This is a genomic window from Wolbachia endosymbiont (group A) of Andrena hattorfiana (assembly GCF_947179565.1).
GTDB lineage: Bacteria > Pseudomonadota > Alphaproteobacteria > Rickettsiales > Anaplasmataceae > Wolbachia.
In genome coordinates this window covers 237,811-263,105 of the sequence record NZ_CAMXBT010000003.1, presented here as the reverse complement: position 1 = coordinate 263,105, position 25,295 = coordinate 237,811, and the positions used below count along the sequence as shown (strand labels likewise).

At 35.6% G+C, this 25,295-nt stretch carries 23 protein-coding genes, 1 tRNA gene and 3 pseudogenes; 13 read left to right on the top strand and 14 right to left on the bottom strand.

What is annotated here, in order from left to right:
• Positions 1-40: 40 nt before the first annotated feature.
• From OM966_RS06300 to OM966_RS06285, 4 genes are all read left to right on the top strand, one after another.
• Positions 41-556, top strand: coding sequence for a hypothetical protein (locus OM966_RS06300; RefSeq protein WP_264329256.1), 516 nt, complete (start codon positions 41-43; stop codon positions 554-556).
• A gap of 200 nt (positions 557-756) precedes the next feature.
• Complete coding sequence (locus tag OM966_RS06295) at positions 757-1,377, top strand: TRP75-related protein (RefSeq protein WP_264329255.1); 621 nt, start codon at positions 757-759, stop codon at positions 1,375-1,377.
• 17 nt (positions 1,378-1,394) lie between these two features.
• On the top strand, positions 1,395-2,675 hold the full coding sequence (gene ispG, locus OM966_RS06290) for a flavodoxin-dependent (E)-4-hydroxy-3-methylbut-2-enyl-diphosphate synthase (protein WP_264329254.1): 1,281 nt from the start codon (positions 1,395-1,397) through the stop codon (positions 2,673-2,675).
• A gap of 207 nt (positions 2,676-2,882) precedes the next feature.
• Positions 2,883-3,143 carry a hypothetical protein gene (locus tag OM966_RS06285; RefSeq protein WP_264329253.1) on the top strand — a complete coding sequence of 87 codons (261 nt, stop codon included), beginning with the start codon at positions 2,883-2,885 and terminating at the stop codon, positions 3,141-3,143.
• Positions 3,144-3,290: 147 nt separating this feature from the next.
• Here the strand turns inward: OM966_RS06285 and OM966_RS07595 are convergent.
• Positions 3,291-4,373, bottom strand: a pseudogene (locus tag OM966_RS07595) (IS3 family transposase).
• Positions 4,374-4,542: 169 nt separating this feature from the next.
• On the opposite strand from OM966_RS07595, the gene fumC reads away from it, so the two are divergent.
• Complete coding sequence (gene fumC, locus OM966_RS06265; RefSeq protein WP_264329249.1) at positions 4,543-5,937, top strand: class II fumarate hydratase; 1,395 nt, start codon at positions 4,543-4,545, stop codon at positions 5,935-5,937.
• Between the two features lie 84 nt (positions 5,938-6,021).
• On the opposite strand, the pseudogene OM966_RS06260 reads toward fumC, so the two are convergent.
• A pseudogene (locus OM966_RS06260) lies at positions 6,022-6,319 on the bottom strand (IS4-like element ISWosp8 family transposase); the annotation flags it as partial.
• Positions 6,320-7,018: 699 nt separating this feature from the next.
• Complete coding sequence (locus tag OM966_RS06255) at positions 7,019-8,155, bottom strand: cysteine desulfurase family protein (RefSeq protein WP_264329248.1); 1,137 nt, start codon at positions 8,153-8,155, stop codon at positions 7,019-7,021.
• Between the two features lie 155 nt (positions 8,156-8,310).
• Between OM966_RS06255 and OM966_RS06250 the strand changes: the two genes are divergently transcribed.
• Positions 8,311-9,009 (top strand): alpha/beta hydrolase, encoded by a 699-nt coding sequence (locus OM966_RS06250; RefSeq protein ID WP_264329247.1) that lies wholly within the window; start codon positions 8,311-8,313, stop codon positions 9,007-9,009.
• Positions 9,010-9,254: 245 nt separating this feature from the next.
• On the opposite strand, the gene OM966_RS06245 is transcribed toward OM966_RS06250, so the two are convergent.
• A complete protein-coding gene (locus tag OM966_RS06245; RefSeq protein WP_264329399.1) occupies positions 9,255-9,929 on the bottom strand; it encodes an ABC transporter ATP-binding protein in 675 nt (224 codons plus the stop codon).
• A 38-nt stretch (positions 9,930-9,967) separates the two neighbouring features.
• Positions 9,968-10,417 (bottom strand): HesB/IscA family protein, encoded by a 450-nt coding sequence (locus tag OM966_RS06240; protein WP_264329246.1) that lies wholly within the window; start codon positions 10,415-10,417, stop codon positions 9,968-9,970.
• A 47-nt stretch (positions 10,418-10,464) separates the two neighbouring features.
• On the opposite strand from OM966_RS06240, the gene OM966_RS06235 reads away from it, so the two are divergent.
• A complete protein-coding gene (locus OM966_RS06235; RefSeq protein WP_264329245.1) occupies positions 10,465-11,664 on the top strand; it encodes a deoxyguanosinetriphosphate triphosphohydrolase in 1,200 nt (399 codons plus the stop codon).
• A complete protein-coding gene (gene ribD / locus OM966_RS06230; protein ID WP_264329244.1) occupies positions 11,664-12,881 on the top strand; it encodes a bifunctional diaminohydroxyphosphoribosylaminopyrimidine deaminase/5-amino-6-(5-phosphoribosylamino)uracil reductase RibD in 1,218 nt (405 codons plus the stop codon). Before OM966_RS06235 ends, ribD begins: the two co-directional genes overlap by 1 nt.
• A gap of 71 nt (positions 12,882-12,952) precedes the next feature.
• Here ribD and OM966_RS06225 read toward each other — a convergent pair whose 3' ends face one another.
• On the bottom strand, positions 12,953-13,663 hold the full coding sequence (locus tag OM966_RS06225) for a hypothetical protein (RefSeq protein WP_264329243.1): 711 nt from the start codon (positions 13,661-13,663) through the stop codon (positions 12,953-12,955).
• Between the two features lie 147 nt (positions 13,664-13,810).
• Between OM966_RS06225 and truB the strand changes: the two genes are divergently transcribed.
• From truB to pnp, 3 genes are read left to right on the top strand one after another with little or no spacing between them, the layout of a single operon-like run.
• On the top strand, positions 13,811-14,746 hold the full coding sequence (gene truB, locus OM966_RS06220) for a tRNA pseudouridine(55) synthase TruB (protein ID WP_264329398.1): 936 nt from the start codon (positions 13,811-13,813) through the stop codon (positions 14,744-14,746).
• A 12-nt stretch (positions 14,747-14,758) separates the two neighbouring features.
• Positions 14,759-15,031: a 30S ribosomal protein S15 gene (gene rpsO / locus OM966_RS06215; RefSeq protein WP_006279944.1), complete on the top strand. Its 273-nt coding sequence runs from the start codon at positions 14,759-14,761 to the stop codon at positions 15,029-15,031.
• Between the two features lie 14 nt (positions 15,032-15,045).
• The gene (gene pnp, locus OM966_RS06210; RefSeq protein ID WP_264329242.1) at positions 15,046-17,319 is read left to right on the top strand and encodes a polyribonucleotide nucleotidyltransferase; all 2,274 of its coding nucleotides are present in this window, start codon (positions 15,046-15,048) and stop codon (positions 17,317-17,319) included.
• A gap of 192 nt (positions 17,320-17,511) precedes the next feature.
• Here pnp and rpe read toward each other — a convergent pair whose 3' ends face one another.
• Positions 17,512-18,201: a ribulose-phosphate 3-epimerase gene (rpe, locus tag OM966_RS06205; protein ID WP_264329241.1), complete on the bottom strand. Its 690-nt coding sequence runs from the start codon at positions 18,199-18,201 to the stop codon at positions 17,512-17,514.
• Between the two features lie 117 nt (positions 18,202-18,318).
• On the bottom strand, positions 18,319-18,747 hold the full coding sequence (locus OM966_RS06200; RefSeq protein ID WP_264329240.1) for a zinc-ribbon domain-containing protein: 429 nt from the start codon (positions 18,745-18,747) through the stop codon (positions 18,319-18,321).
• A 73-nt stretch (positions 18,748-18,820) separates the two neighbouring features.
• On the opposite strand from OM966_RS06200, the gene dapD reads away from it, so the two are divergent.
• Positions 18,821-19,651, top strand: coding sequence for a 2,3,4,5-tetrahydropyridine-2,6-dicarboxylate N-succinyltransferase (dapD, locus tag OM966_RS06195; protein WP_264329239.1), 831 nt, complete (start codon positions 18,821-18,823; stop codon positions 19,649-19,651).
• A gap of 6 nt (positions 19,652-19,657) precedes the next feature.
• Here dapD and OM966_RS06190 read toward each other — a convergent pair whose 3' ends face one another.
• Both OM966_RS06190 and OM966_RS06185 read right to left on the bottom strand, forming a co-directional pair.
• On the bottom strand, positions 19,658-19,942 hold the full coding sequence (locus OM966_RS06190) for a DUF2610 domain-containing protein (RefSeq protein ID WP_264329238.1): 285 nt from the start codon (positions 19,940-19,942) through the stop codon (positions 19,658-19,660).
• Positions 19,943-20,314: a hypothetical protein gene (locus OM966_RS06185; RefSeq protein WP_353273101.1), complete on the bottom strand. Its 372-nt coding sequence runs from the start codon at positions 20,312-20,314 to the stop codon at positions 19,943-19,945. It lies immediately after the preceding gene.
• 101 nt (positions 20,315-20,415) lie between these two features.
• Between OM966_RS06185 and OM966_RS06180 the strand changes: the two genes are divergently transcribed.
• Positions 20,416-21,672: an SAM-dependent methyltransferase gene (locus OM966_RS06180; RefSeq protein WP_264329237.1), complete on the top strand. Its 1,257-nt coding sequence runs from the start codon at positions 20,416-20,418 to the stop codon at positions 21,670-21,672.
• 108 nt (positions 21,673-21,780) lie between these two features.
• Here OM966_RS06180 and OM966_RS06175 read toward each other — a convergent pair.
• The 4 genes and pseudogenes from OM966_RS06175 to OM966_RS06160 all read right to left on the bottom strand — a co-directional run bounded on the left by OM966_RS06175 (position 21,781) and on the right by OM966_RS06160 (position 25,236).
• A tRNA-Ser gene (locus OM966_RS06175) sits at positions 21,781-21,867 on the bottom strand.
• Between the two features lie 31 nt (positions 21,868-21,898).
• Positions 21,899-22,705: pseudogene (locus OM966_RS06170) on the bottom strand (DUF2163 domain-containing protein).
• Between the two features lie 151 nt (positions 22,706-22,856).
• The gene (locus tag OM966_RS06165; protein ID WP_253309591.1) at positions 22,857-23,147 is read right to left on the bottom strand and encodes a GIY-YIG nuclease family protein; all 291 of its coding nucleotides are present in this window, start codon (positions 23,145-23,147) and stop codon (positions 22,857-22,859) included.
• 133 nt (positions 23,148-23,280) lie between these two features.
• Positions 23,281-25,236, bottom strand: a complete 1,956-nt coding sequence (locus OM966_RS06160) for a WD0745 family porin (protein WP_264329236.1) — start codon at positions 25,234-25,236, stop codon at positions 23,281-23,283.
• Positions 25,237-25,295: the final 59 nt, after the last annotated feature.

Sequence of the window (25,295 nt, the reverse complement as noted above, 5' to 3'; positions counted from 1 at the left end):
AATGTAAAATTATAATATATTAATTAACTAGGGGGTAAAAATGTCAACAAATTGGCTTCATGATTTGTTATTCGGTTCTAATGAATCGACAATAAAAGCACTAGAAAAACTTCAACAGATGGATGCTGAGCAGTTTCAAAAGGCATTCAGTGCACTAGAAAAATTGCAAAAAGGTCAACAGATCAATGCTGATCAACTTCAAATTGCATTTAGCAGGTTAGAGGAATTGCAGGCAGCTCAAAAGATCGATGCTGGACGGTTCGAAAGTATACAAAAGTATTTAGACGGTTTGCAAGAAAGACTCGCAGACGTGGAAGAAAAAGTGGAAACACTCACAGAAGCAGTAGCAGATCAAGAAAAAACACTACTAATTTGTACCATAGCCACTGCTGTTGCTGTAACAGTGATAACTTGTTTTGTTGCATTCTGCATCTATCAAGGAGTTAAGCTTGAGAGGGAGAAAGAAAAGAACTTATCTAAAGATACGCCAGGCACAAAACTTGATGGAAACAATATCGCTAGTCATGAAACACCACTGATTGACTTATTAAGTTGATGACGCTCTTTTTGTAAAGGTGTTACGCAACTTGTAACACCTTACTCTTCTCTTAGCCTATGTAGGTTTTTTTGATAGCAAACATATCACTTTTTAGAAAAATATTTGTAACATATTATTGTAAAGTTAGTAAAGATTCTGGTTTACTTAAAGTTTGTTAATTGCTATCTTTTAAAACACGATATTTACTATAGCACCATATGCTTAGGATTTTTTCTAAAGTTTTGTTTATATTAATGTTTTTGGTTTCTAGCTTTTTTACTGTGCATAGTGCTGAAGCTAAATCTAAGCTCAGTAAGAGATACATACCTCCTGGTAACCCTGGTGGTGCAAACTTTCATACAGATGAGGATTTTGCTGAGTCATATAAACTGTATGAGAAGCGTAGGGAATTGCTCAAGAAAAAAAAGTCACAAGATCGAGCTATAAATAAAGAAGATCTAATCAAAAAATTAAAAGAGAAAAAAATTGCTAGTCTTGATAATGAGCCAAATGACATGGAAGCGTGCATAGTCGATGATGAAGAGAGCACTATGATAAATCAGCATGGTATTAATATCGCACGTTTAAAGGGTGCTGTATTTATAGATCAAGAGCCAGTTTCCCAGTATGAAAGCGAGCAGCATGAAAGTGAACAACAAGAAGGGAAGAAAGTTACTTCAACACGAGAAAAAAAAGTTTCTCCTATAAATGTCACTATAAAAGAAAATCCATCAAGAAAAACGTGCTCACATGATTCTATTGCTAATTTGGATGACGTAGATGCTTATAGTTTGAATGGTTCGAGTTCATTTGGCAGCGTAGCTGACACAGTAAAATAGTATCACAATTAATAAGTATGCTAGATGAAGATCTAATATTGAATGATAAAGCATATGAATTATCGCCGATTTCCAGGCACAAAACTCATGTTGTAGAAGTTGGAAAAGTAAAGATAGGTGGAAATAATCCTATAGTCGTACAATCTATGGCGCTTGGTGTGCATATAGATTCTGATGATATAAAAAGTAGCGCAAAACATTATGCAAAAGAGATAACAGAACTAGCGCGTGCAGGTTCAGAATTGGTGCGAATTGCCTTGAACTCAGAGGAGGTAGCAAGAGCAATACCTTATATAGTAGAAGAGATAAATAAAGAAGGTTTTGACGGTAAAATATTGGTAGGCTGCGGTCAATATGAGCTAGATAAATTAGTTCAAGATTATCCAGACAACATCAAAATGCTGGGTAAAATTAGAATCAATCCAGGCAATATAGGCTTTGGCGACAAACGTGATGAGAAGTTTGAAAGGGTGATAGAGTATGCAATAATGCACGATCTTCCGGTTAGAATTGGAGTAAATTGGGGTAGTCTTGATAAATACCTTTTACAAAAACTGATGGATGAAAACTCCTTGTCCAGTGATCCAAAACCTTCTGACGTTGTATTACGCAAGGCACTTGTAATGTCTTCTCTTAATAGCACACGGAAAGCTGAAGAAATTGGCCTCAGTGCAGATAAAATAATCATTTCGTGTAAAGTCAGTAGAGTACAAGATTTAATTTCGGTCTACACAGCGCTTGTAAAATTTTCTAATTATGCTTTGCACTTGGGCTTAACTGAAGCTGGTATGGGCAATAAAGGCGTGATAAATACCACAGCAGGGCTTACTTATTTATTGCAAAATGGTATTGGAGACACAATACGTGCTTCTTTAACTCAACGCCCTGGTGAATTGCGTACTAATGAAGTGGTGGTGTGTCAGGAAATATTGCAATCTATAGGCTTGCGACACTTTAACCCTCAAGTTAATTCATGTCCTGGTTGTGGGCGCACAAGTAGCGATCGTTTTCGTATATTAACTGAAGAGGTGAATGGCTATATAAAAACTCATATGCCGATATGGAAGAAAAAGAATCCAGGTGTAGAGCATATGAACATTGCTGTTATGGGATGCATAGTAAATGGTCCTGGAGAAAGCAAACACGCAAATTTGGGAATCAGCTTGCCTGGATATGGAGAAAAACCTGTTTCAGCAGTCTACAAAGACGGCAAGTATTTCAAAACTTTACAAGGTGATAATGCCTCTGAAGAATTTAAGGCAATTATTGATAATTATGTGAAGGAGCATTACACGTAACCTTTCACGGTTAATTAATAGATAAATCGCAAATAAAAAAGAAAATTAAACCTTGTTTTTCTTTTTTCGCTATTAATATATTTATAACACAATTGAGTTTAAATAGTTGGTATGAAAAGCTTTTTACGAAATTTCTTGCACTATCTTCTGTCATCCCAGTGCTTGACACTGGGATCCATATCTTTTTTTCTCTGGTCACGAGCTGGAATGACACCCAGGACGTGGTGTAATAGTTGTACAAGAATCCTACTAACTTTACTATTAATTCTATTTCCACTTTTAGCATCATCTATAAGCATTGAGGACATCGAAGAAAATTGCGATTACGAATATTACCCTAAATTAGATTCTTCTTCTGCTGATGAGTTACACGTTATAAAGCGAAATTATTATAGATACGGTGAGGAATTAAAAATACTAGCAGATGAGAGGATAAAGGAGATCACTTTAGGCACTAGTGATAAATAATTGTAACCAGACTGCATTCTGTGATTTTTAGCAAAACACGATCTTTCATTTGAGCTTTCTTCAATTTAAAGTAAATACAGAAAATTGCTGCCTATAGGTGAACTGACCTTACCCAGAAAAAGTGGAGAGAAAGTTAAGATGTTTTTGTCATGAGAATGATGCATCAAATTGTGCAGGAATGCAATAATTAATATTAGAATGCCTACGTTGTTTGTTATAAAAAATTTCTATATATTCAAATATAGCAGTTTTGATATACCATTTAGAGTGCAGAGAGGTGTCTATTGGTAACTCCCTTTTTAGAGAACTGAAAAAGCTTTCCACAACAGAATTGTCGTAACAACAACCTTTATGACTCATCTATGTTTTTTATGGATAAGAGATATTGATAACCTTGCGAAGTATATTGTGACCCTTGATCGCTATGTAACAGCAGATTTTTATCGGGTTTGCGCTTATTAACGGCCATCAATAAAGAGTCAATAACCAATTGTTTATTTATTGAACTACTCATTAACTACCATGCGTGAATATAGATCCTACCAAATATAGCCATCCTTCTTTGGTTTTTATATAAGTAATCCCATATTTTATTTGGTTGATCGACAATAAAGTTTTGGTCTAATGTATTGAGAGCTACGACTCTATTGTCCGTTTGTTGCTTCTTAGTTTTAAATTTTCTTCTCAATATAGCCCGAATACCATTTTTCTGCATAATAATTTGCACTGTTTTCAAGTTGCAACTTTTACCCAAAGCCTTCAATTCAGCATGAATTTTAGGAGCTCCATATCTACATTTAGAAGCTTTTTTTGAATATCTGCTTTTATTTGCTGATTCTCTACTGCTTATTTTCCTTGTAGTCCACTTATAGTAGCAACTAGCAGATACATTCAAAACCCTACATAATTCCTGCACTTTATAGTGTTTACTATGCTCTTTTATGAAAAAATATTTTACTCTTTTTGACTGGCCAGGGCTTTTTTTAAAATGTCTCTTCCTCTTGTTACTTTTGCTAACTCTTTCTGTAAATCAAATCTCTCTTTGTCATAAGGATCCTTTGCCTGGAAATGCGTATGCTTCTGACATTTTTCCATCATATTTTCTTACCCATTTACTTAACATACTGCCATCTATGCCTAGATCTTTTGCTATTTTTGTACTTCTGTTTCTTTAACCAGCTTAACAGCTTCTAATTTGAATCCTGCTGTATATTCCCTTCTATTTGCCATATTTTGAAAAAACGTTTTATTTTACTCCAAAAACGTCTTAACTTTCTCTCTACTTTTTCTGGGTAAGGTCACACTTGACTACTTGGATCTAGTATGATTTAATTAACCAAGAAGTAGACATGAAAAAATTATTTAGTGAACCAGTTTGCATGACGCTAAGAAGGAAAATATGGATAGAAAAACGAGAATAGAATCAGATAGCTTAGGGGAAGTAAAAGTACCAAGTGAACATTACTGGGGAGCGCAGACTCAACGTTCTTTAGAAAATTTTAAGATTGGCACAGAAAAAATGCCAGAGCCTCTGATTAAAGCATTAGCAATAGTAAAACTTGCAGCAGCACGTGTTAACATGAAGCAGGGTAGCATAGATAATAAGGTAGGGGACGCAATCTGCGCAGCCGCAAGGGAAGTAATAGATGGCAAATTTAATAATGAATTTCCGCTTGTTGTTTGGCAAACCGGATCCGGAACGCAGACTAATATGAATATGAATGAAGTGATCAGCAATCGCGCAATAGAGATTTTAGGTGGTAATTTGGGTAGTAAATCTCCGATACATCCAAACGACCATGTGAATTATGGTCAGTCATCAAATGACACCTTTCCAACAGCAATGCATATAGCAGCAGCAGAGCAAATAAACTGCTTGCTTATTCCAAATCTTGAAAAATTGCATAAGGTGCTGGATAATAAGGTTCAGGAATTTAAAAATATAATAAAAGTAGGACGTACTCACTTACAAGATGCAACGCCCCTAACACTGGGACAGGAGTTTTCTGGCTATGCAGCCCAGATTAAAAAGGGGATAGAGAGAGTAAAATCAACTTTAAGTGGTATATACGAGCTTGCACAAGGTGGCACTGCGGTTGGCACAGGACTCAATACTAAAAAGGGTTTTGCTGAAGATTTTTCAAGCAAAGTTGCAGAAATTACTAATCTTCCATTTACTTCAGCAGGCAATAAATTTGAAGCGCTAGCAGCAAACGATGCTTTAGTTGAGCTCAGTGGAACACTCAATACAGTAGCAGTCAGTTTAATGAAAATTGCAAATGATATAAGGTTGCTTGGTTCTGGTCCAAGATGCGGAATTGGGGAAATAATGTTACCGGAAAATGAGCCTGGTTCTTCAATTATGCCAGGTAAAGTGAATCCAACTCAGTGTGAAGCAGTAACTATGGTGTGCACTCAAGTTATGGGAAATCATGTTGCTGTGACCATTAGTGGTTCAAACGGTCATTTTGAATTGAATGTGTTTAAGCCAGTGATAATTTACAATGTTTTGCAGTCTATAAGACTTTTAGCTGATGCAAGTTTAAATTTTACAGAAAAATGTGTAGTTGGTATTAAGGCAAATGAAGAGAGGATAAAAGATTTACTGAATCAGTCGTTAATGTTGGTCACTATATTAAATACGCATATAGGGTATGACAATGCAGCAAAAATAGTGAAGCTTGCTTATAAAGAAAATATCACTCTAAAAGAAGCAGCAGCAAAACTTCAACTGCTCACTGAGGAGGAGTTTGAAAGGATAGTGAAACCAGAAGAAATGGTGAATTATTTGTAACCGTTGGGAGTGTTAAATAAACCATACGCGTCAAGTTAAGAGGTATCCGTTCAACCAATGGCGTCAACTTAAGAGCCTCCATTATCAAACTCTCCTAAAAACATGATGGCGTTTGGGCTTATCTACCTTATTGTGGCTGCCCTGGTCGAATTTTAACTTTAGCACGCATGCTTGCTCTATCAAAAAGGGCTTGAAAGTTTTTTGGCGCAATAAGTACTTGATAGAGTTTCTGCCTCATTAAACCAAATAAAACTGAAAAATTTAAACGATACTCAGTAATTTGATCTGGGTTCCAAGGCCCTTGTGCATCACACATATGAAGCGATAATATATTACACATAACTAAGTTCGCCCAAAATTCTTGTAATACAGCCTCTAGGTGTATGGTCCCATAATTCCTCCTTTGATGGTATTGTTTTCTCATATTTTATCATACCATCACACTCTGGGACTGTACACCAGGAATTATCCTATTGAATTCTATGATATTATTTTTGTAACATTGTCTAAAGTGCCCAGTGTCAAGCACTGGAATGACACCATTTCCGTGAATATTGCTCTTAATTTATAACTAACCTGAGCCATAAATATTAAGAAATTTACCAAACGAAAAAAAAGGCAAAAGAAGCCCCGTTGGTGACTAGTTATTTATATGTACTTCAAAATATTGGCGTTTTTTATTCTAAACGCTACGATTCAGCCGCTTTTAAATGCGATTAACCTAAATTATAAACGTTAAGAAATTTACTGAGCGGAAAAAAAGGCAAAGAAACCCTAGGGTAGCTAGTATTCAAATTCTCCCTTGTCTATTTGACGTCTTTTACTGTCTTAAACGCTATATAAGCGCGTTTCAGCTTATATAGGTAGAAACCTAGAAGTTTTATAAAGACATGAGGTGCACATAGTGCAAAAAACTAAGCATGATTTACGCCAAATACATTAAGTTTTTTTGTCATTAATCCACTGCAGAGATTGTGAAGATAAATAAATAGCTTCAATTTTATGATAAGGGGGCTGGCGAAGGGTGTCAAGTAAGTTTTTACATCTAATTTATAGCTCCCTGCATGATACCACGTATTATCTATACCAAGGTGTTCTTCTTGTAGATATTATACCAACAATCCACTGTTTTTTTTATGTCTTGTGGTTTAGTTTCTGGACCTATACTGATTCTAATTGAACACTCTGCTTGCTCTTTTGTTGCCCCCATTGCAAGCAAAACATGGGAAGGCTCAACTTTTCCAGAAGAACATGCAGAACCATTACTAACTGCAATATGATTCAAGTCAAAATGCATGAGCTGCACATCACTCTTTACTCCTGGCATGTAAATAAAACTTGTGTTTGGCAGCCTCTTAGAGTTTTTACCGAAGATTCTTATATCACTGGCAAGATTTAATAATTCACACTCTAATTGATCACGTAGCTCCTTTACTTCATTCATTTTTGATAGAAGGTCTGGAATATTTTGCAGTGCAGCAGAAAGGCCTGCAATCGCAACAATATTTTCCGTACCACCACGAAATCCCTTCTCTTGTCCACCACCTATTATAATAGGTTCTATCGCAAGTTCTTTATTGAATATTAAAACTCCACTGCCTGCTATACCGCCAAATTTATGGGCGGATAAAGTGAGTAAATCCACTCCTAAATCTTCCATATTAACTTTAATTTTCCCAACACTTTGAGCAGTGTCAGTGTGGCAAATTGCTCCAAATTTGTGTGCTATTTCAACTATTTCCTTAACAGGCTGAATAACTCCGGTTTCGTTATTTGCCATCATAACTGAAACTATTGCTTTGTTTCCTTTAAGTTTGCTTAGAATTTTTTCTAGCTCTAAAAAGTCAACAATGCCCTCCAGATTAACGGGTATTATATATGGATTACATGCAGAATTAAGAATTGAAGGATGCTCTATAGCTGAAATTACATGCAGATAGCCTGCTATTCCTCTCATAACAAGGTTATTCGCTTCAGTCGCACCAGACGTAAAAACTATTTCTTTATCACTTGGAACACCAAGAGCATCACGTATGTTATCTCTTGCATCCTGGAGAATCTTCCTCGCTTCTTGTCCTCTTTTATGTAGTGATGATGGATTGAGCGTTTGTTTTAACAAGACCTCAAATATACTTTTTTTTACATTCTCACTAATTGGAGCAGCTGCATTGTAATCAGCATATACGTAACCACTATTTTCTAAAGAGAATGGACTCATCTGTCACTTAAATAAGTTTACCATCAACTATAGCCATAACTATGTACATTAGCTTTAACACGATAAAAAATTTATTGCAAAAACAGCGAAATTAATACATAATTAATAATTCATGTCATCAATACCTGTCAAGCAGGTTTTTATTAGGAGTTACCGTGGTAGAAGTTTTTTTGAATAATGCAACAAGAAAGATAGAAGGTGAATACCACCAAAGCAAAGATGCCAACGCGCCGGTTGTGCTGGTTTTACATCATCACCCTCAATATGGTGGTAATATGGGTAGTAAAATTGTACATGGTATATATACGTCTTTTATCGATAACAATTTTTCTGCATTGAAAATTAACTTTCGTAGTGTGGGAAAATCTACCGGAACTTTTGATAAGGGTATAGGAGAATTAACTGACGCTGCGGTAGCTATTGATTGGCTTCAGGAACATAATCCTAGCAACGTTCCAATTTGGATCGCTGGTTTTTCTTTTGGAGCATGGGTAGCCATGCAGCTAACAATTCGTCGCCCTGAGATAGTGGGTTTTATTGCTCTTTCTCTTCCGGTAACTAAGTACGATTTTTCTTTTCTTTCTCCCTGTCCAGTTTCTGGGCTTATAATACAAAGCAGTAACGATACAATCTCAGAAGAAAGCGATGTAACAGAATTAGCAAAAAGGTTAATAAATTCAGTAAAAAGTGATCACATGAAATACCATATAATAGACGATACTAATCACTTTCTAAGGGATAAAGAAGAGGAAGTGACTCAAATCGTAGATGGTTATATAAAACTGCGCTTAAACAGTGCAGCTATTTCTTCTCAAAAGGTCAAAAAAGAGGTAAGGGTAAAAGAATATGCCTAACCTTTACAAACAAGAGAAATGAGTGTAGTAATATAAATGAAAAGGTTTTGTTATGTTTAAAAAGCTATTATTTTTTGTTTTAGCTGTGTTTATGTTATCGGGGTGTTCCCTAAGTAAACAGCGTAAGTTAAAAAGTCCGTGTATAAAAAGCAATGAAAGCGTTTCATGCGAGTTGTACTCTGTTAATGATCATTGGTTAGATAAGTATAAGGCATAGGTAGTTTAAGTTGTGCTATTTTCCCTATTCACAACTTCACTAATGATCGATCTCTCAATTGGAAAATGCAGTCTGCCTTTTCTGCAAGGAGATGATTGTGCGTTACTATAAGCATAGAGCTGTTATTTTCCTTTACGTATGAATGTAGCAGTAAAAACACGTTAAAAGAATTTGTTGGATCTAAATTTCCTGTTGGCTCATCTGCAAGTAAAAGCTTTGGAGAATTTATAATGCTTCTTGCAATTGCAACTCTCTGCCTTTCCCCACCCGAAACTTCAGATACCATGCTACTTGCTTTATTTTCCAGACCAAATTTTTCCAACATTGCTTGCGAATTTTTTTTTGCTTCAGCTTTGCTTTTTCCTGCAATGAGTTGAGGAAGCATAATATTTTCCAACACCGATAACTCTTGTAACAAATAGTGAAATTGATAAACAAAACTAAGAAAATTTCTTCTTACATGGGTTTTATGCTTATTATTAGCTTGTGTGCAATTTATTCCATCTATCGTAACTATACCTGAAGTTGGCTTGTCCAACAAGCCTGCGATTTGCAATATAGTTGTTTTTCCTGCACCTGAATTGCCAATCAGCGCTACTACTTGCCCTCTTGTGACACTTAGGTTGATGTCTTTTACAACAGCAGAATTGTCCTTGAAGCTTTTATCTACAGAAGTTAGTTCTAGAGCTACATTATCACCCATGTTTAAAGACCCAGAAGGCATCTAAATTTTGGTAATAATTAAACCGAAAAACTGTTACCACAACCACATTGAGACTTAGCAAGGGTATTCTTTATTTGAAAACCAGAACCACTGAGATCCTCAGTATAATCTATAACTGAGTTATTTAAAAATTTTGCTGAACAATTATCAACCATTAATACAGGATTGCCATTTTCATCATTAATTACTATATCTTTACCTTTTTCGCTAAAACTGGAGTGGCTTCTATAGTCCTCGCTTTCTTCATAGTCATCATCTTCGTCTTCGTCATCAAACTCATCATCTTCATCATCCAAAGATAGATTTTTATTCATTTGATCCATAAGAAAATTGTATTTGAAGCCAGAACATCCACCACCTGAAACTGCAACCCGCAAAACGGAACTCTTATCCCCTTCCTGCTCTGCAAGAGAGTGGATTTTTTTTAGTGCATTATCAGTTAAGTTGATGTTGTAATTTGTTGACATAGTAGCCACCGTTTATTATTGATAATTTATTATAGTAGAAATTTTACATGTCAAACAATAATTTTCTATTAAATTATGCATGCTTTCCAAGCAAAACAAAAGGGAGATACTTCAAAGAGCCAGAAGATGAGAATCGCAGCTGCTTTCAGCGTGATAGAGATCGCATTGTTCACTCTAATGCGTTTAGGAAATTGGAGTACAAAACACAAGTTTTTATCAATTATGAGCACGACTACTATCGCACTCGGCTTACTCATAGCCTTGAAGTTGCACAAATTGCAAGGTCCATTGCGCGTAGACTTGGCTTAAATGAGGATATCACTGAATGCATAGCGCTCGCACATGATCTTGGTCATCCTCCATTTGGTCATGCAGGTGAAGATGCTCTAAAGAAATCAGTTCAAGATTTGAATCTTGATAACGAGAAGTATGAGTTTGATCATAATGTTCAAGCTATAAGGATTTTAACTTATCTTGAACAAAAACATGCTGATTTTGATGGTATGAATCTAAGTTGGGAGGTGATTGAAGGGGTTGCAAAACATAATGGTCCCTTGCTTGGTCAAAACGCGGAGTCTTCTACAAATAATCAGCTGTTATTAGAGTATAATGAAAAATATGATCTAAAACTTGAGGAATTTTCAAGCATTGAAGCGCAAGTTGCTTCAATTGCCGATGATATTGCTTACAGTGTTCACGATCTTGATGATGCACTCAGAGCAAATTTAGTAACCATCGAAGATTTGCTGAATGTCCCTTTAATTGGAAAAATGTTTAAAGACGTAAGGAGCGGATATTCAGAATTGCCTCAGAGCAAACTCATACATGAATCACTGAGTGGAACTATAGGAACTATGATAAGTGATGTTGTTTCTCAGACTGAAAGAAATATTGAAAATCACAAAATAAAAAGCGTAGAAGACGTAAGAAGTCTAAATAAAATGCTAGTCAAATTTTCACCAGAAGTTGCGAATGCTACAAAAGAAATGAAAAGATTCAACATGGAGAAAATATACAGAAGCTATAAACTGAGTAGAACGATGAACAAAGCAAAACGCATAATACAGGAACTTTTTCAATGTTTTTATGAAAACCCAGGATTACTTCCCATAGAGTGGAGCAAACTCGCTTGTGAATCTCAGCGTTCAGTAATAATATGTGACTATATCTCAGGTATGACAGATAGATTTGCCATACACGAGCACAGAAGAATTTTTGATACCTCCTATGAAATGACTTCTTTCTAATGACAGATGATCACTTCATGTCAATTGCATTAAAGCTTGCAGAAAAAAATCTTGGAAATGTTGCACCAAATCCTGCTGTCGGGTGTGTTATTGTAAAGGATGGTACAATTATTAGTGAGGGATATACAGGGATCGGTGGACGTCCGCATGCAGAGGTAGTCGCTTTGCAAAACACTAAAGATTCAACTCATGGTGCAACTATATATATCACTCTTGAGCCATGTTGTCATCACGGAGTCACAGGGCCTTGCACTGCAAAAATCATAAAAGCTGGTGTAAAAAGGGTAGTAATTGCAACTATTGACCCAGATAGTAGAGTTTCAGGTGGAGGCATTAAAGCTCTGAAAGAAGCAGGAATTGAAGTTGAGCAAGGTATTATGCAAAAAGAGGCAGAAGAACTGAATGTCGGTTTTTTCGCCACTAAAGAATTACATAGACCATTTATAGCTTGCAAAATCGCAACAACTCTTGACGGAAAAATCGCAACATTTACAGGCGATAGCAAATGGATAACAAGTGAGGATACAAGAAATTGGGTGCATGAGCTTAGAGCAAAATATGATGCAATTATGATTGGCAGCAATACTCTTATTAACGATAATCCACTCTTAACTTGCAAATTACCAGGACTTGAAAATAGATCGCCAATAAGGCTAATTATTGATAGCCAGGAAAAATTGCAGGAAGAGCATAATATTGCAAAGACTGCAGGTCCCTTGTATAGCTATGATTTAAGCAAAGAGCCAACAGCTCACTCTTCGGTGTTATTCCAGCGCGTGACGCTGGAATCTAGAAAAAAAGAAGAAGAATGGATCCCAGTGTCAGCTACTTGGATGACATCAAGAGGCTTGGCGGCAACTTGGGTGATTACAAACGATAAAGTAAAGAAAAAAATAAAAAATATTAACTACTTAGTAGTTAATTCAAACAATGTTGGCAAAGTCTGCCTAAAAGACATGGCATCAAAACTTGTTTCAGAAATTGGCATAACAAGGTTATTAGTTGAAGGTGGAGGAGTGTTAATCACAGAGCTACTGAAGCATAGTTTAATCGACAGGCTGATAATCTGCCGTAGTGGTAAGATTTTAGGTAATGATGCCACTTCTTTTATAGGAGATTTAGGAATTCAATCTATTAACAAATGTTACCAGTTCAAAAAAACAGAAATAATAGAGTTTAGTAAGGATGTAGTTGAGATGTGGGATAGATTACCATAACTTACGTACCTAAATGATAGAGAAAAGAAGTAGAGATAACTCTACCTCTTTTTTTCTCGATTTAAAACTGCTTACTTACTTAGCATTTTTGATAGAGCTGCATCTACTGCAACCTCTCCTAATTTAGTTGAAACTCCATTTTTTAAAGCTTCAAGATCTTTATCACTTACCACAACTTTTAATGACTTAGAATCAGCAGCCATACCTAACTCTGCTTTCATGTCAGCAGGCTGATCTTTACCAGCTACGCTAGTTAATTGTACTTTATATTCGGTAGCATTAGCATCAAGAACTTTGTGATCAAGTTCAACAACTTTTCCATTTGCTAATAATATGTGAACTGGTTCATTATTTTTTGCTAGTTCTTTGTAATCAGCAATTGGAAGTGTCAGGAATAATTGCTGAACATCGTTCTCGCCGTCTTTTTTAACTGTTTCTTTAACAATTGTACCATTCTTTAGCACATCACCAACAAGAGCAGCAAAGTTTGCATCTTTACCATCCTTACCGTTCACTCCTATTTCTTCATTCTTCTGCATTTGCTGATATGAAGCATAAGCTGCTGCGGCAAAATATACAGCGGCAATAAATAGAACTGCAATTCCAGCAGGGCTAGCAACAAGTGCTAAAGATGCAGGTCCAGCAATTACTTTAGTAGCAATTAATATTGTTGTTATTGCTCCCGCTAAAGATGCAAGTGCAACTAAACCTTCAATACTCATTTTTGTTATATGTGCAGTGTTTTCCCACTTCAATATGCTTTTATTTGTATTTATAGTCATAATAGTCCCCTTAAAATAAGGCTAATAAAAAGGTTAAGTATGTGTTAATAATGCATGTTTGTCAAGCCATTTTTTACATTATCATTTAAAATATATATTTCAAGCTACTTCCTAAACTGTTATCAGTTGTATATAATTAAACGTATGATACACGGCTGGCTGAATCTTAATAAACTAATAGGAATTAGCTCTGCACAGGCTGTAGCCCGAGTCAAAGGGATTTTTGGGATAAAAAAAGTTGGTCATCTGGGAACACTTGACCCTTTAGCTTCAGGTGTATTGCCAATTGCTCTTGGCGAGGCAACGAAAACTATACCGTATTTATCTTGTGACTTAAAGGTATACGATTTTACAATAAAATGGGGTGAACAAAGAACAACGGATGATTTGGGTGGTGATATCATTAGAACTAGCGATATAAAACCCGAATATAATCAAATAAATTGTGCAATTGAAAATTTTATTGGTGAGATCAAGCAGACTCCTCCTCAATTTTCAGCAATAAAAATCAAAGGAGCAAGGGCATATAAATTGGCAAGAAGTGGGCAAAAGGTAAATATAAAACCCCGACAAGTCAAAATACATGAGCTGAAATTGATATCTGTGGACACCATAAATAATAGTGCAAATTTTTCTATGATGTGCGGTAGTGGTGTATATGTGAGATCAATTGCTCGGGATCTTGGCATTGCATTAAATTGTTTTGGACACATTACGAAATTAAGAAGAACTATGGTAGGTGACTTTAGAGAAAACGAATCAGTGACAATTGAACAGCTTGCTGAAAGAAACACAATAACTTACTCTCCGATAACAAAAGGTGATACTGGAGTAATAGAAGGTACAGGGAGTAATGCAAAAAGTTTCATCATTCCCATTGAATCGGCTTTAAAATCGATGTTCAAAATTGAAATTTCCCTAGAAGATGCGGGGAAAATCAGAAAAGGTCAGGAAGTTGTATTAAATAACTTGCGTAATTTAAAGAATTATGATATTTGTTGTGCGATAGTGGGTAGTGTACCTATTGCAATCTGCAGTTTTATTTATGGTTGTGTGAAACCTATTCGTGTTTTTAATATTTAAAATGAGGTTTAGATGTCGATAACATCCGAAAAGAAAAAGAGTTTGATAAATATATATGCGATTAAAGAGGATGATACAGGTTCATCTTTTGTACAATGTGCAATTTTGACCGAGAGGATCAGTAACTTAACTGAGCATTTTAAAGTGCACAAGCATGACCATCACTCTAAGCGTGGTTTACTTATATTGATAGGTAGAAGACGCAAGCACTTAAATTATATAAAGCGTAAATTTGGTAATGAAGCCTACCAGGAATTAATAGAGAAGTTAGGCATTAGAAAATAATCGAGGAATTTAGTATGTTTAAAATTATAAAAAAATCTATAGAGTGGGGTGGTCGTGCCTTATCTTTAGAAACAGGAAAAATAGCACGCCAAGCTCATGGTTCAGTAGTTGTAAATTACGGTGATACTTCTGTTTTAGTAACTGTTGTACGTAAAAAGAAGGAAGAAAGCGTTGATTTCCTACCTTTAAATGTGCAGTTTATCGCAAAAAGCTATGCCATGGGTAAGATCCCTGGTGGTTTTTTTAAAAGAGAAGGCAAGCCATCTGATAGAGAAACTTTAATCTCAAGAGTAATAGATAGGAGTGTAAGGCCACTCTTTCCAGAAGGATTTCATGATGAAATTAGTGTGGTGTGTAATCTATTAACTTATGATACAGTCAATCCTCCTGAAGTGCCAGCATTGATTGGTGCTGTTGCAGCTCTTGCGGTTTCTGGTGTTCCTTTTCACTTTACTATAGCTGGAGTGATAGTTGGTTGTGATGAAAATAATAACTATATACTCAACCCTTCTGTTCAAGAGATGAAAGCAAGCAGCTTGGATCTGTTTTTGTCTGGTGATGAAAATTCGATTTTAATGGTTGAGTCAGAAGTGAAAGAGCTCTCTGAAGAAAATGTTTTTAATGCAATAAAATTTGGCCATGAACACCTTAAACCTGTCATTAAGCTCATAAAAGAGTTTGCTGATACAGTTGGCAATAAGCCTGAAAGCTTTGCTCCTGTTGATACATCAGATATAACACAAGAGCTCGAAAAATACGGTAAAGATTTTGAAAAAGCATATTCGCAAACAGTAAAACAAGAGCGAGTTCAAGCTCTAGAAGCGGTCAGAGAGAATATATTGAATAATCTTAAAGAGACTGGAAAAGATGAAAAGTTAATTACGTATGCAGTAAAAAACTTTGAAAGATCTTTAGTACGTAAAATAATTAGGAAGAAAGGTGTAAGGATAGACGGTCGTAAGCATGATGAGATACGTCAGATAGAAGTTGAAGTTGATATTCTGTCCAGAACTCACGGTTCTGCGCTGTTTACAAGAGGCAGCACTCAGGCATTGGTTGTTACTGCTCTTGGTACTACTCAAGATGAGCAAATTGTGGATGATATTGAAGGGGATAGACGTGAGCATTTCATGTTGCATTATAACTTTCCCTCATTTGCTGTTGGAGAAACTTCTGCTGCACGTGCACCAGGAAGAAGAGAAATCGGTCATGGCAAACTTGCTTGGAAAGCAATTCATCCTGTTTTACCCGGTAAATCTGAATTTCCTTATACAATAAGAGTAGTATCCGAAATTTTGGAGTCTGATGGTTCTTCTTCTATGGCAACAGTTTGTGGAACTTCTCTTGCTTTAATGGATACGGGTGTGCCAATAAAGGCCCCTGTCGCTGGAGTTGCTATGGGCCTTATTAAAGATAAAGACGAGTATGTGATACTTTCCGATATATTGGGTGATGAAGATTATCTTGGTGATATGGACTTTAAAGTAGCAGGAACTAGTGAAGGGGTTACGGCACTACAAATGGATATGAAAATTTCTGGTATAAGCTTTGAAATTGTTGAAAAATCTTTAGAACAGGCAAAAGCTGGAAGATTACATATTTTAGAAAAAATGAATGCAGTGATTTCAGAACACAGTGATGACGTCAAAGAACATGCACCAAGGATGTTATCATTTTACATAGATAAAGACAAAATTTCTGCAGCTATTGGTGCTAAAGGAAAAAATATACGCAGTGTGTGTGAAAGAAGTAATGCAAAAATTGAAATAGGAGATAATGGTAAAGTTTCTGTTTTTGCCACGAGTGGCACTGGAGCTGAAATTGCAAAGAGTATGATGATTGATTCAATAACAGAACTAGAACAAGGTTCTATAGTTGATGTCAAAGTTGTAAAAATAGGGAAGTCTATTGTAGAGCTTGAATTTCTTAATGGCAGAAAAGGAAAAATGCACATAAGTGAAGTAGCTAATGAACACATAGATTCTATAGAGAGCATACTTAAACAAGATGATACTTTCAAAGCACTAGTAATTGACTTCGAAAAAGGTAGATGTCCAAAGTTGTCAAGACGTCGAGTTGATCAAGAGACGGGAGAGTTTTTTGAAGGTGAGCTTTACAACGAGGAAAGGAAAGATGGTCCAAATGATAGGGATAATTATTACAATAATTCATTTAATAGAAAACCTGGAGGAAGTTACCATAAGAAGCCTTCTCGTCCTCGTTCTGGTTTCAGCAACAGAAATAAGCCGAAATTTGGTAATAATGATTCATCATCAGGCTTTTATTAAGAGTAAACTTCTTGCGTTACCTCTTGTCATCCAAGTAGCTTGACTACTTGGACCAGAGACTTTTTCAAATTGGTAGATAATAGAAATAATTTGTGTTAACTAGCTAAAGATCTTAGGTTTGCCAACATTCCGCTACGTGTTAGCGGCTGAGATACCGCGAATGAATCGCGGTATGACGTAGGGCTGCACTAGCTATATAGGATTACCACGATGGATTTTAAGATCATTTACGGCCTTCTTAATATCTTCAGCCTTGAATATCGCCGATCCCGCAACTAAAATATCAGCACCTGCTTTTATTATATCAGCTGCGTTAGAAAAGTTAATTCCACCATCCACTGAAATTTGTGTTTTAAGATTACTCTCCTGTATCATTTTTTTTATAGTAGATATCTTGTTCAACTGTGAATGAATAAATTCCTGCCCTCCAAAGCCAGGGTTGACTGTCATAATCAGCACAATATCTAGCTCATGTATTATGTATTCAAGCACACTTGGGGAAGTTGAAGGAACAATTGAGACTCCAGCTTGAATCGTTTTTTTTGCGTTGTTTACATTTTTGTATAACTTTATCTTTCTTATCAACCTCTCAAGGTGTATCTCTGCTTCTGCATGTACAGTGATAATATCAGCACCAGCATTTATAAAGCTTTCAATGTGGTTACCAGGAGATTTGACCATTAAATGCACATCAAAAGGAAGATTGCTATATTTACGTATTGCAGAGACAACGCTAGGACCAATTGTAATATTTGGAACGAAATTCCCATCCATAACGTCTATGTGTATGTAATCTACACCTAAATCGCTAATTTTTCTTACTTCTTCTCCTAATTTTGCAAAGTCTGCTGAAAGTATAGAAGGTGCAATTTTAATATTCATGAGCTGTTTTTTACTAAAAAATAACTTATTTTTAAGACTCTGTCACCCTAATACTATTTGCATCATCTGATTAGCTATAGGAACTGGATACCGATATCGGCGATGGTTTATGCCTATTTAACTAGATCTTAAATTAGATAAAAAAAGGTAGTCTTGAAAAAACTTATTTACAACAAGTTTTTTTACATTTGGATTTTCTGTTTGTTCTTTTTTGTACCCTAATTTATAGCTTATTGAATCCTTATATGAACTGATCGTTTTGTATGCTTTGTTCATCTCTCTAGGAAAGATGCCATTAGCAATTACGACGCATAACCCTGTAGCTGTTGCAAAAGCTAGAGTGGTAAATGCTAGATTTTGTAAAAAATTCCTTCCACTAATTTTTTTTTCCTGTATATTAGCAGAGTGCGATTTGTTTGACGCTTCTTCTAGATGTTCATGCCATATATGATTGCAGTTCGTACACTTTACCTTTCTTCCAAATGCACCAATTTGCTCAGAAGATACTAAGTAAGTTTTAGTACAACTATTACATTGTATTTTCATAGCACTTACATATAAAGTGGTAACAAGCTCAAATGATACAGAGCTATAAATTTAATATTAATATATATAACAAATGGAAGGTTTGCAACTAAAAAAAACACAAAGTGAGATAGAAAATATTTGGAAAAATAGAGAAAAATTTAATGACTGTAACCTAAAGGAAACAGCAAGAATAGCAATTAAAGAGGTAATTGAGCTCCTTGATAGTGGCAAAATTAGAGTAGCAGAAAAGCTATCAAGTGGAGAATGGGTAGTACATAAGTGGATAAAGCAGGCAATATTATTACATTTTCTCACTGAAGAAAACAAAATAATAGACAATACCAATTGCTGGTTTGACAAGATCGGTAACAAATTTAGTGAATGGAATGAGGAGAAATTTCGCCAGTTAAAAATTAGAGCAGTTCCTGGGTGTTTTGTCCGCCGATCTTCTTATATAGGTACAAATGTTGTTCTAATGCCAAGTTTTATCAACGTTGGTGCATATGTTGATTCAGGAACAATGATAGATACCTGGTCAACGATTGGTAGCTGTGCGCAAATAGGAAAAAACTGCCATATTTCCGGTGGAGTGGGAATAGGTGGAGTCCTTGAGCCTATTCAAGCTTCACCTGTCATTATAGAAGATAATTGCTTTATTGGAGCACGTAGCGAGGTAGCCGAGGGTGTGGTAGTGAGAGAAGGATCAGTTCTTGGCATGGGTGTGTTTATTGGAGCATCAACAAAGATTATTGATAGAGAAACTAGCGAGGTATTTTATGGCGAAGTGCCACCTTATTCTGTAGTGGTACCAGGGTCTATTCCATCTAAAAATAATATTTCAACCTATTGTGCAGTTATAGTAAAAAAAGTGGATGAAAAGACGAGATCGAAAACCTCTATAAATGAAATATTGAGGGATTAAACTATCTCACTGCTTGTCGTCACTTTTTTTATCATTATTACTAACCACAGTAATGGCATACGCACATAACTCTGAGAAAGAGACTCCATTTTCTTGAGATAGTTTATATAATTTTTGTAGACTTTCTTTTACTTTATTAGGGATATTCCCTCCACGTTCTTTTACAAGCCAGGAATTTTGATGATGAATTGGATGAGCATCACTTTTTGGATTTCCTATATATATTGCAAAAGGTGAACTTTGTCCTTTGAAGTCACATTGTACAGTAAATTTTTTTATAGATTCAGCCATCTAAAGACCTCTACTTTTCTTTTTGGTCGATTTTATAGCAGGTGGAAGAGGTGGTTTCTTTATAAAATCTTGTCTATTGACAACACTTTCTTTACCTTCCAAAGCTCGGCGAACATCAGCTCTGCTTAATTGCGACTCTTTTGCTACCTTCATTCCATGCTTTGCCATAATATTAGCATATGCTAGTACTTTTTTTACCAATTCTAGATCACCATCTAGCATTTGAACTAGCACTTGAAACACTTCCGCTAAAGTTAGTCCATCAGCATTTATAACCTTGTTTTCTATAAAATTGACAGCTTCTTCAAATTTGTATTCAATACTATCATCTTGAGGTATAAGGGCAACATAATCGGTGTTTTTGTCGTCCATAACTGAAGCACTATTACTCACAAACTTAAGTTTATACTATATATATAAATACTCTACTATTTTATATTATGGCACGCTATAGTTAAACATTTATTAATAACATGCTCACTTATATACACGAATTAATTGACAAAAGTCAAGGATCAATATCCATCAGTGATTTCATGAATGCCGTTTTGTACCATGAAAAATACGGCTATTATACGAGTAGATTACCACTTGGTAAGGATGGTGATTTTACTACTGCACCTGAGATCAGCCAATTATTTGGTGAAGTAATTGCAGTTTGGATAATGCATACATGGGAAAAATTAGGAAAGCCATCAAAATTTTCTCTAGTTGAACTTGGGCCAGGCAAAGGAACACTCATTCACGATATAATAAGAGTCACTAAAAAATACAGCAGCTTTTTTAATTCAATGTTGATCCACTTAGTTGAAATAAGCCCTACTTTACGGAAGATACAAAAGGAAAAATTAAAAGGCTTAGGTGTTAATTGGCACAAAGATATTGACAACCTACCAGAACAACCAACCATTTTTTTAGCAAATGAGTTCTTTGACGCTCTTCCGATAGATCAGTTTGTATATCGTGATGAGGGGTGGTATGAAAATAGGGTGACAAAACAAGGCGATAACGGTCTCAAAATTGTGCAAACTGCTCAACCAGACTGGACTCCAGCATCAAGCACACAGCTATACGAACGTTGTGATACAAGGGTAATTCCCACCAAGAATGATGTCATCCGAGTAGCTCGGCACTGGGATCCAGAAAACTTAATTGTAAATGAGCACACTGAGCAGTTGTATAATAAACACTGGATTCCAGTGTCATTCACTGGAATGACACCACCTGCTACTCAAATTACCTGTAAATTGCAACGTTCGTACAATTATGCATCAAGCGCTGGAACGGCAAATGGAAAACTTTTTAATGGTGCAGTGGTGGAAATATGTTCAACTGGGGTTGAAATATTAAAAAAACTTGAGAAGAAGATACATAATAATAAAGGAGCTGCTTTGATTATAGATTACGGTTATGTATACCCCGCATATAAGAGCACTTTGCAATCGATAAAACAACATAAGTATGCTAATTTTCTTGAGAATGTTGGTAATAGTGATATTACTGCACTTGTGAACTTTCAAGCATTAAAAGATTCATTAAAACACGTAGATTGCGAGATTTTAACTCAAAGAGAATTTTTATATCTTTTTGGCATAAAAGAAAGAACCCAGGCTTTAATGAAAAGTGCAAGTGATGAACAAAAGAATAGGATCTTTAGTGAATTCTTAAGGTTGACTGAAAATATGGGCACTCTTTTTAAAGCAATGCTATTGATAGCATTGCTAAAATAATTTATGTTGTTGGGAATGTTGTAACAAAATTAGGTATATTGGTACATACCTAAGTGGGGTAAAAGGAGGCTGACATAGCGGGTTTTATACTATTCTAGAAGTAATATGCGGAAAAGGGGGGATTCGAACCCCCGACATATTTTCATATGTGCACGCTTTCCAAGCGTGTGCTTTAGACCACTCAGCCACCTTTCCATGCATATTCATAATATTGAAAATTGTGCTGCTAAACAATATAAAAACCTGGTATATAGGGTTCACCACGAAAATTTACAGTATTGTTAAACTTGCTTCTGCAAGTTGGAAATGTTTTATCGCAACCTGCGAGTATTGAATATTTATCTCCAGCAAAAATTTGGTATGAAGACGAAATAAACAATGTAACTACTCTATTTTTATATTCTTTTACTATACCTTCAAATGCTGTTGAGCCAAAGAATTTCACTACTCCGTGCTTATAATATTCATCACTCTCAGTTAAATTCGTGTCTTCAAATCTTCTTTCGTCTATTACTTTAGTGATTGTACTTATTTTACTAAATTTTTTAGTATCGGCTTTGCATTTATCATCGCAAAATTGTGCTCTGCATGCAGGAGAGTATAATTCTGCTATGCTTCTCTCAAGCTTTGCTGAGAGCCCTCTAATTTCAACAATAAATCTTCCACTACTTAATGTCACTTTACCAAAAGTTCCTGAATGTAGATTCATTGTTCCCTAGGTCAAGTCTTTATAATTCACAAGAAATATTTCAATATTTGCAAAGTCGTACTTTCCTGATAAAACATCTTCTTCTTTAATATCACCACTATTTAATATCCCTTCAATTTCTAGATTATCAGTTTTTAAATCGCTGTTTAATATTATACTACTGGCTGTAAACCCACTTGAAGATTTATAGAGTATATTATCAATATTTAAATCTTCATCATAGTCAGTGAATCCCATTACTTCTCCATCCGCGAGCTTTAATTTCCAGCACGTAGCGGTGGTAAGTAATTCTCCAGCTAAATGATTTTTTAGTGTGGTTTGCATAGGGGCCTCCTGTTTAATTGATTGAATTTGAAAGTAGCTATACGGCTAGTAGATAAGCCAGTGTGTTCTTTTCCCGTCATCTGAGTAGCTATAGGGTGTCATCCCAGTAACCATAGGGTGTCATCCCAGTGCGTGACACTGGGATCTAATTTTACCTGACTATGTTATCATATAAATCTACCCAATTTGGATTTTCTTTTTCGATCAAATCAGTCTTCCATTTTCTTTTCCAACTTTTTAACAGTCTTTCTCTATTAAGAGCTGAATTTATATCTTGAAATTCTTCAAAATGAACTAATTTATGTACATTGTATTTTGATGTAAAGCCAGAAATAACTTTACTCTTATGTTCCCAGATTCGTTTAATCAGATTTGATGTTATACCTGTATATAAAGTTCGATTATTCTTGCTTGCAAGTATGTAAACGTAATAATTTTGCATATAACTTAGATCCCAGTGTCACGCACTGGGATGACAGGAGAGAGGACACCATATGTTTATTTGATTGACAAATAAACATTGAACATCAACAGAGAAGGATACACCACAATTAACTGTGGTGTACACTAGTTGGTTAGAAAGAAAACTTCACACCAGTAAGAAGGAGAATTCCTTGGTTAGAAGGTGCCTCTTCGTTACTACCTACTTTTGTAATCTTATGATTTGCGTTTTGTTTCTCGTTAGTCATAAAATAATGGAGAGCTGCGTAAGGAACAAATTTGCTCTTACTGCATGCAGGAGATAGATCATATTGAACGCCAAGTGCACCATCATGAAGCATATCTCCATCATTCATTCTGCTACCAAAGTACGTCAAACTTGTGTAGATATTCTCATATTGATAGCCAGCTCCTACAGTCCAATACATGGTGTCTATACTATTTTCACCGAATTGAGCCACCAGTCCTTCTGCTCTTATACCATCAGTAGGATCTGCACTATCAATTGTTTCATATTTATCAGCACCCGGTTTTGTAATACCACTTGGTTGGCTAGATTTACCCAAATATGCAAAAGAAGCGGCAAATTTTACGCCTTGGTCTTCATTAATCTTATAATCAGCGCTTATACCCAAATTAACACCCATAAGGTCATTGTACTCTACATATTTATCATAAACATGCTTATCTTTATTTGGTTTTTTCGCTTGACCATACTCACCAACTGCAGAAGTTTTAACTTTCACCTTGTGTTTATCAAAGTCATATTCATATGATACGCCAGCACTTACTATGTGCTCATAGTCTGGACCGAAATGTTTTATGTCATCATCATCCTTTATAACAAATAAACTACTATCATAGCGAGGTGAATAGCTAACACCAAACCTTGCGCCCATATAATTTGGTGAGTAGTAAGCAACTCTAAATGGCAGTGTAGTCATAACGCTTTTGTTATATTTCCCTGCCATGTGGAAAGAGAATCTTTCACTTTCACTCGAAAAACTTTCGGTGTAAAGACGTGGTGTTACATAAAATGGAAAGCTTACAGCGCTTCCTTCTAAGTTCACTTTTCTGAACCAGTCACTATCTGCAGCTCCGTCAACAGTTGCAATTCTTGTTGCATCAAGTCTCATCAGAGCCTCAGGACCAAATTGGTAACCAAGCTTCACGTTACCATATTTTGAGTTAACAAACACATGCGCACTTCTGCCTTTCGCAGCATAAACACCCTGTGAAGCTCCCTTACCTTCGGTCACTGGAACATGAAACTGCACATCAGCACCATAGAGAAGACCTAAATCTTCATTTTTGTTTTCAGCTCTTAAGTGCAATATTGCATCAGCAATCATACCCATATCATTGCTATAGTCACCGATATTTCCTATTTTAGGGAATATTGGATTTGCTCCTTTTGCTTTATCCTTAGTAAGACGATGAGAATCTATAGATTTGCCTGGCATAACGTGATAACGTTTATAATCTGTGCCACTTGGCCCTGCTTTACCATAACCTTGAGCATCAACAACACCACCAAAAGTTATTCTTAAATTACTTTGCCCTTGATTGGTGTCGATAATATCAACTCCACCAACTGAAACAACAGGATTTGCCTTAACTTTTTCCTCTGTATTTTTGTTAACAACCTTTACATCCTTCTTTACATCTTTAGCTTTAATTTTAGCATTCTTAGTTTTAGAAGCCTTAGTTTTTGAAACTTTACCTTTTTCTATATTAGAATTCTTAGCATTTAGAGCTTTCGCTTTTGAATCCTCTATAAGCTTTGCTTTTTTCTCATTTGCTAGCCTGATCTCCTCTTTTTTCTTCTGCTCGGCTGCTAATCTTAGCTCCTCTTTTTTCTTAAGCTCTTCAGCTTTTTTTCTTGGATCAGCATTACATATTCTGTCCATCTTTTCTTTCAGTTTTTTATTTGATGTTTTCATAACTTCTGTTTTTCCAGAAGTTTTTGTGCTCTCTTGCTTTTTTATTTCCTTCATACTCTCATCAGGAAAGTCAGCTGCAAAACTGCTGAAAGAACATAAAGTTAATAAAGAAACTAGAGCAGTTCTAGTATAAATAGATTTTTTCATGAAGTGCCCCCAAAAAATTTCGAAATCATTGTCTTAAATGTAAATATATAAAAATGTTG

Excerpts from the sequence above, each read along its gene's own strand:
- OM966_RS06300 (WP_264329256.1), top strand. The coding sequence starts at position 41 with ATGTCAACAAATTGGCTTCATGATTTGTTATTCGGTTCTAATGAATCG.
- OM966_RS06295 (WP_264329255.1), top strand. The coding sequence starts at position 757 with ATGCTTAGGATTTTTTCTAAAGTTTTGTTTATATTAATGTTTTTGGTT.
- ispG (WP_264329254.1), top strand. The coding sequence starts at position 1,395 with ATGCTAGATGAAGATCTAATATTGAATGATAAAGCATATGAATTATCG.
- OM966_RS06285 (WP_264329253.1), top strand. The coding sequence starts at position 2,883 with ATGACACCCAGGACGTGGTGTAATAGTTGTACAAGAATCCTACTAACT.
- fumC (WP_264329249.1), top strand. The coding sequence starts at position 4,543 with ATGGATAGAAAAACGAGAATAGAATCAGATAGCTTAGGGGAAGTAAAA.
- OM966_RS06255 (WP_264329248.1), bottom strand. The coding sequence starts at position 8,155 with ATGAGTCCATTCTCTTTAGAAAATAGTGGTTACGTATATGCTGATTAC.
- OM966_RS06245 (WP_264329399.1), bottom strand. The coding sequence starts at position 9,929 with ATGGGTGATAATGTAGCTCTAGAACTAACTTCTGTAGATAAAAGCTTC.
- OM966_RS06240 (WP_264329246.1), bottom strand. The coding sequence starts at position 10,417 with ATGTCAACAAATTACAACATCAACTTAACTGATAATGCACTAAAAAAA.
- OM966_RS06235 (WP_264329245.1), top strand. The coding sequence starts at position 10,465 with ATGTCAAACAATAATTTTCTATTAAATTATGCATGCTTTCCAAGCAAA.
- ribD (WP_264329244.1), top strand. The coding sequence starts at position 11,664 with ATGACAGATGATCACTTCATGTCAATTGCATTAAAGCTTGCAGAAAAA.
- OM966_RS06225 (WP_264329243.1), bottom strand. The coding sequence starts at position 13,663 with ATGACTATAAATACAAATAAAAGCATATTGAAGTGGGAAAACACTGCA.
- rpsO (WP_006279944.1), top strand. The coding sequence starts at position 14,759 with ATGTCGATAACATCCGAAAAGAAAAAGAGTTTGATAAATATATATGCG.
- pnp (WP_264329242.1), top strand. The coding sequence starts at position 15,046 with ATGTTTAAAATTATAAAAAAATCTATAGAGTGGGGTGGTCGTGCCTTA.
- rpe (WP_264329241.1), bottom strand. The coding sequence starts at position 18,201 with ATGAATATTAAAATTGCACCTTCTATACTTTCAGCAGACTTTGCAAAA.
- OM966_RS06200 (WP_264329240.1), bottom strand. The coding sequence starts at position 18,747 with ATGAAAATACAATGTAATAGTTGTACTAAAACTTACTTAGTATCTTCT.
- dapD (WP_264329239.1), top strand. The coding sequence starts at position 18,821 with ATGGAAGGTTTGCAACTAAAAAAAACACAAAGTGAGATAGAAAATATT.
- OM966_RS06190 (WP_264329238.1), bottom strand. The coding sequence starts at position 19,942 with ATGGCTGAATCTATAAAAAAATTTACTGTACAATGTGACTTCAAAGGA.
- OM966_RS06185 (WP_353273101.1), bottom strand. The coding sequence starts at position 20,314 with ATGGACGACAAAAACACCGATTATGTTGCCCTTATACCTCAAGATGAT.
- OM966_RS06180 (WP_264329237.1), top strand. The coding sequence starts at position 20,416 with ATGCTCACTTATATACACGAATTAATTGACAAAAGTCAAGGATCAATA.
- OM966_RS06165 (WP_253309591.1), bottom strand. The coding sequence starts at position 23,147 with ATGCAAAATTATTACGTTTACATACTTGCAAGCAAGAATAATCGAACT.
- OM966_RS06160 (WP_264329236.1), bottom strand. The coding sequence starts at position 25,236 with ATGAAAAAATCTATTTATACTAGAACTGCTCTAGTTTCTTTATTAACT.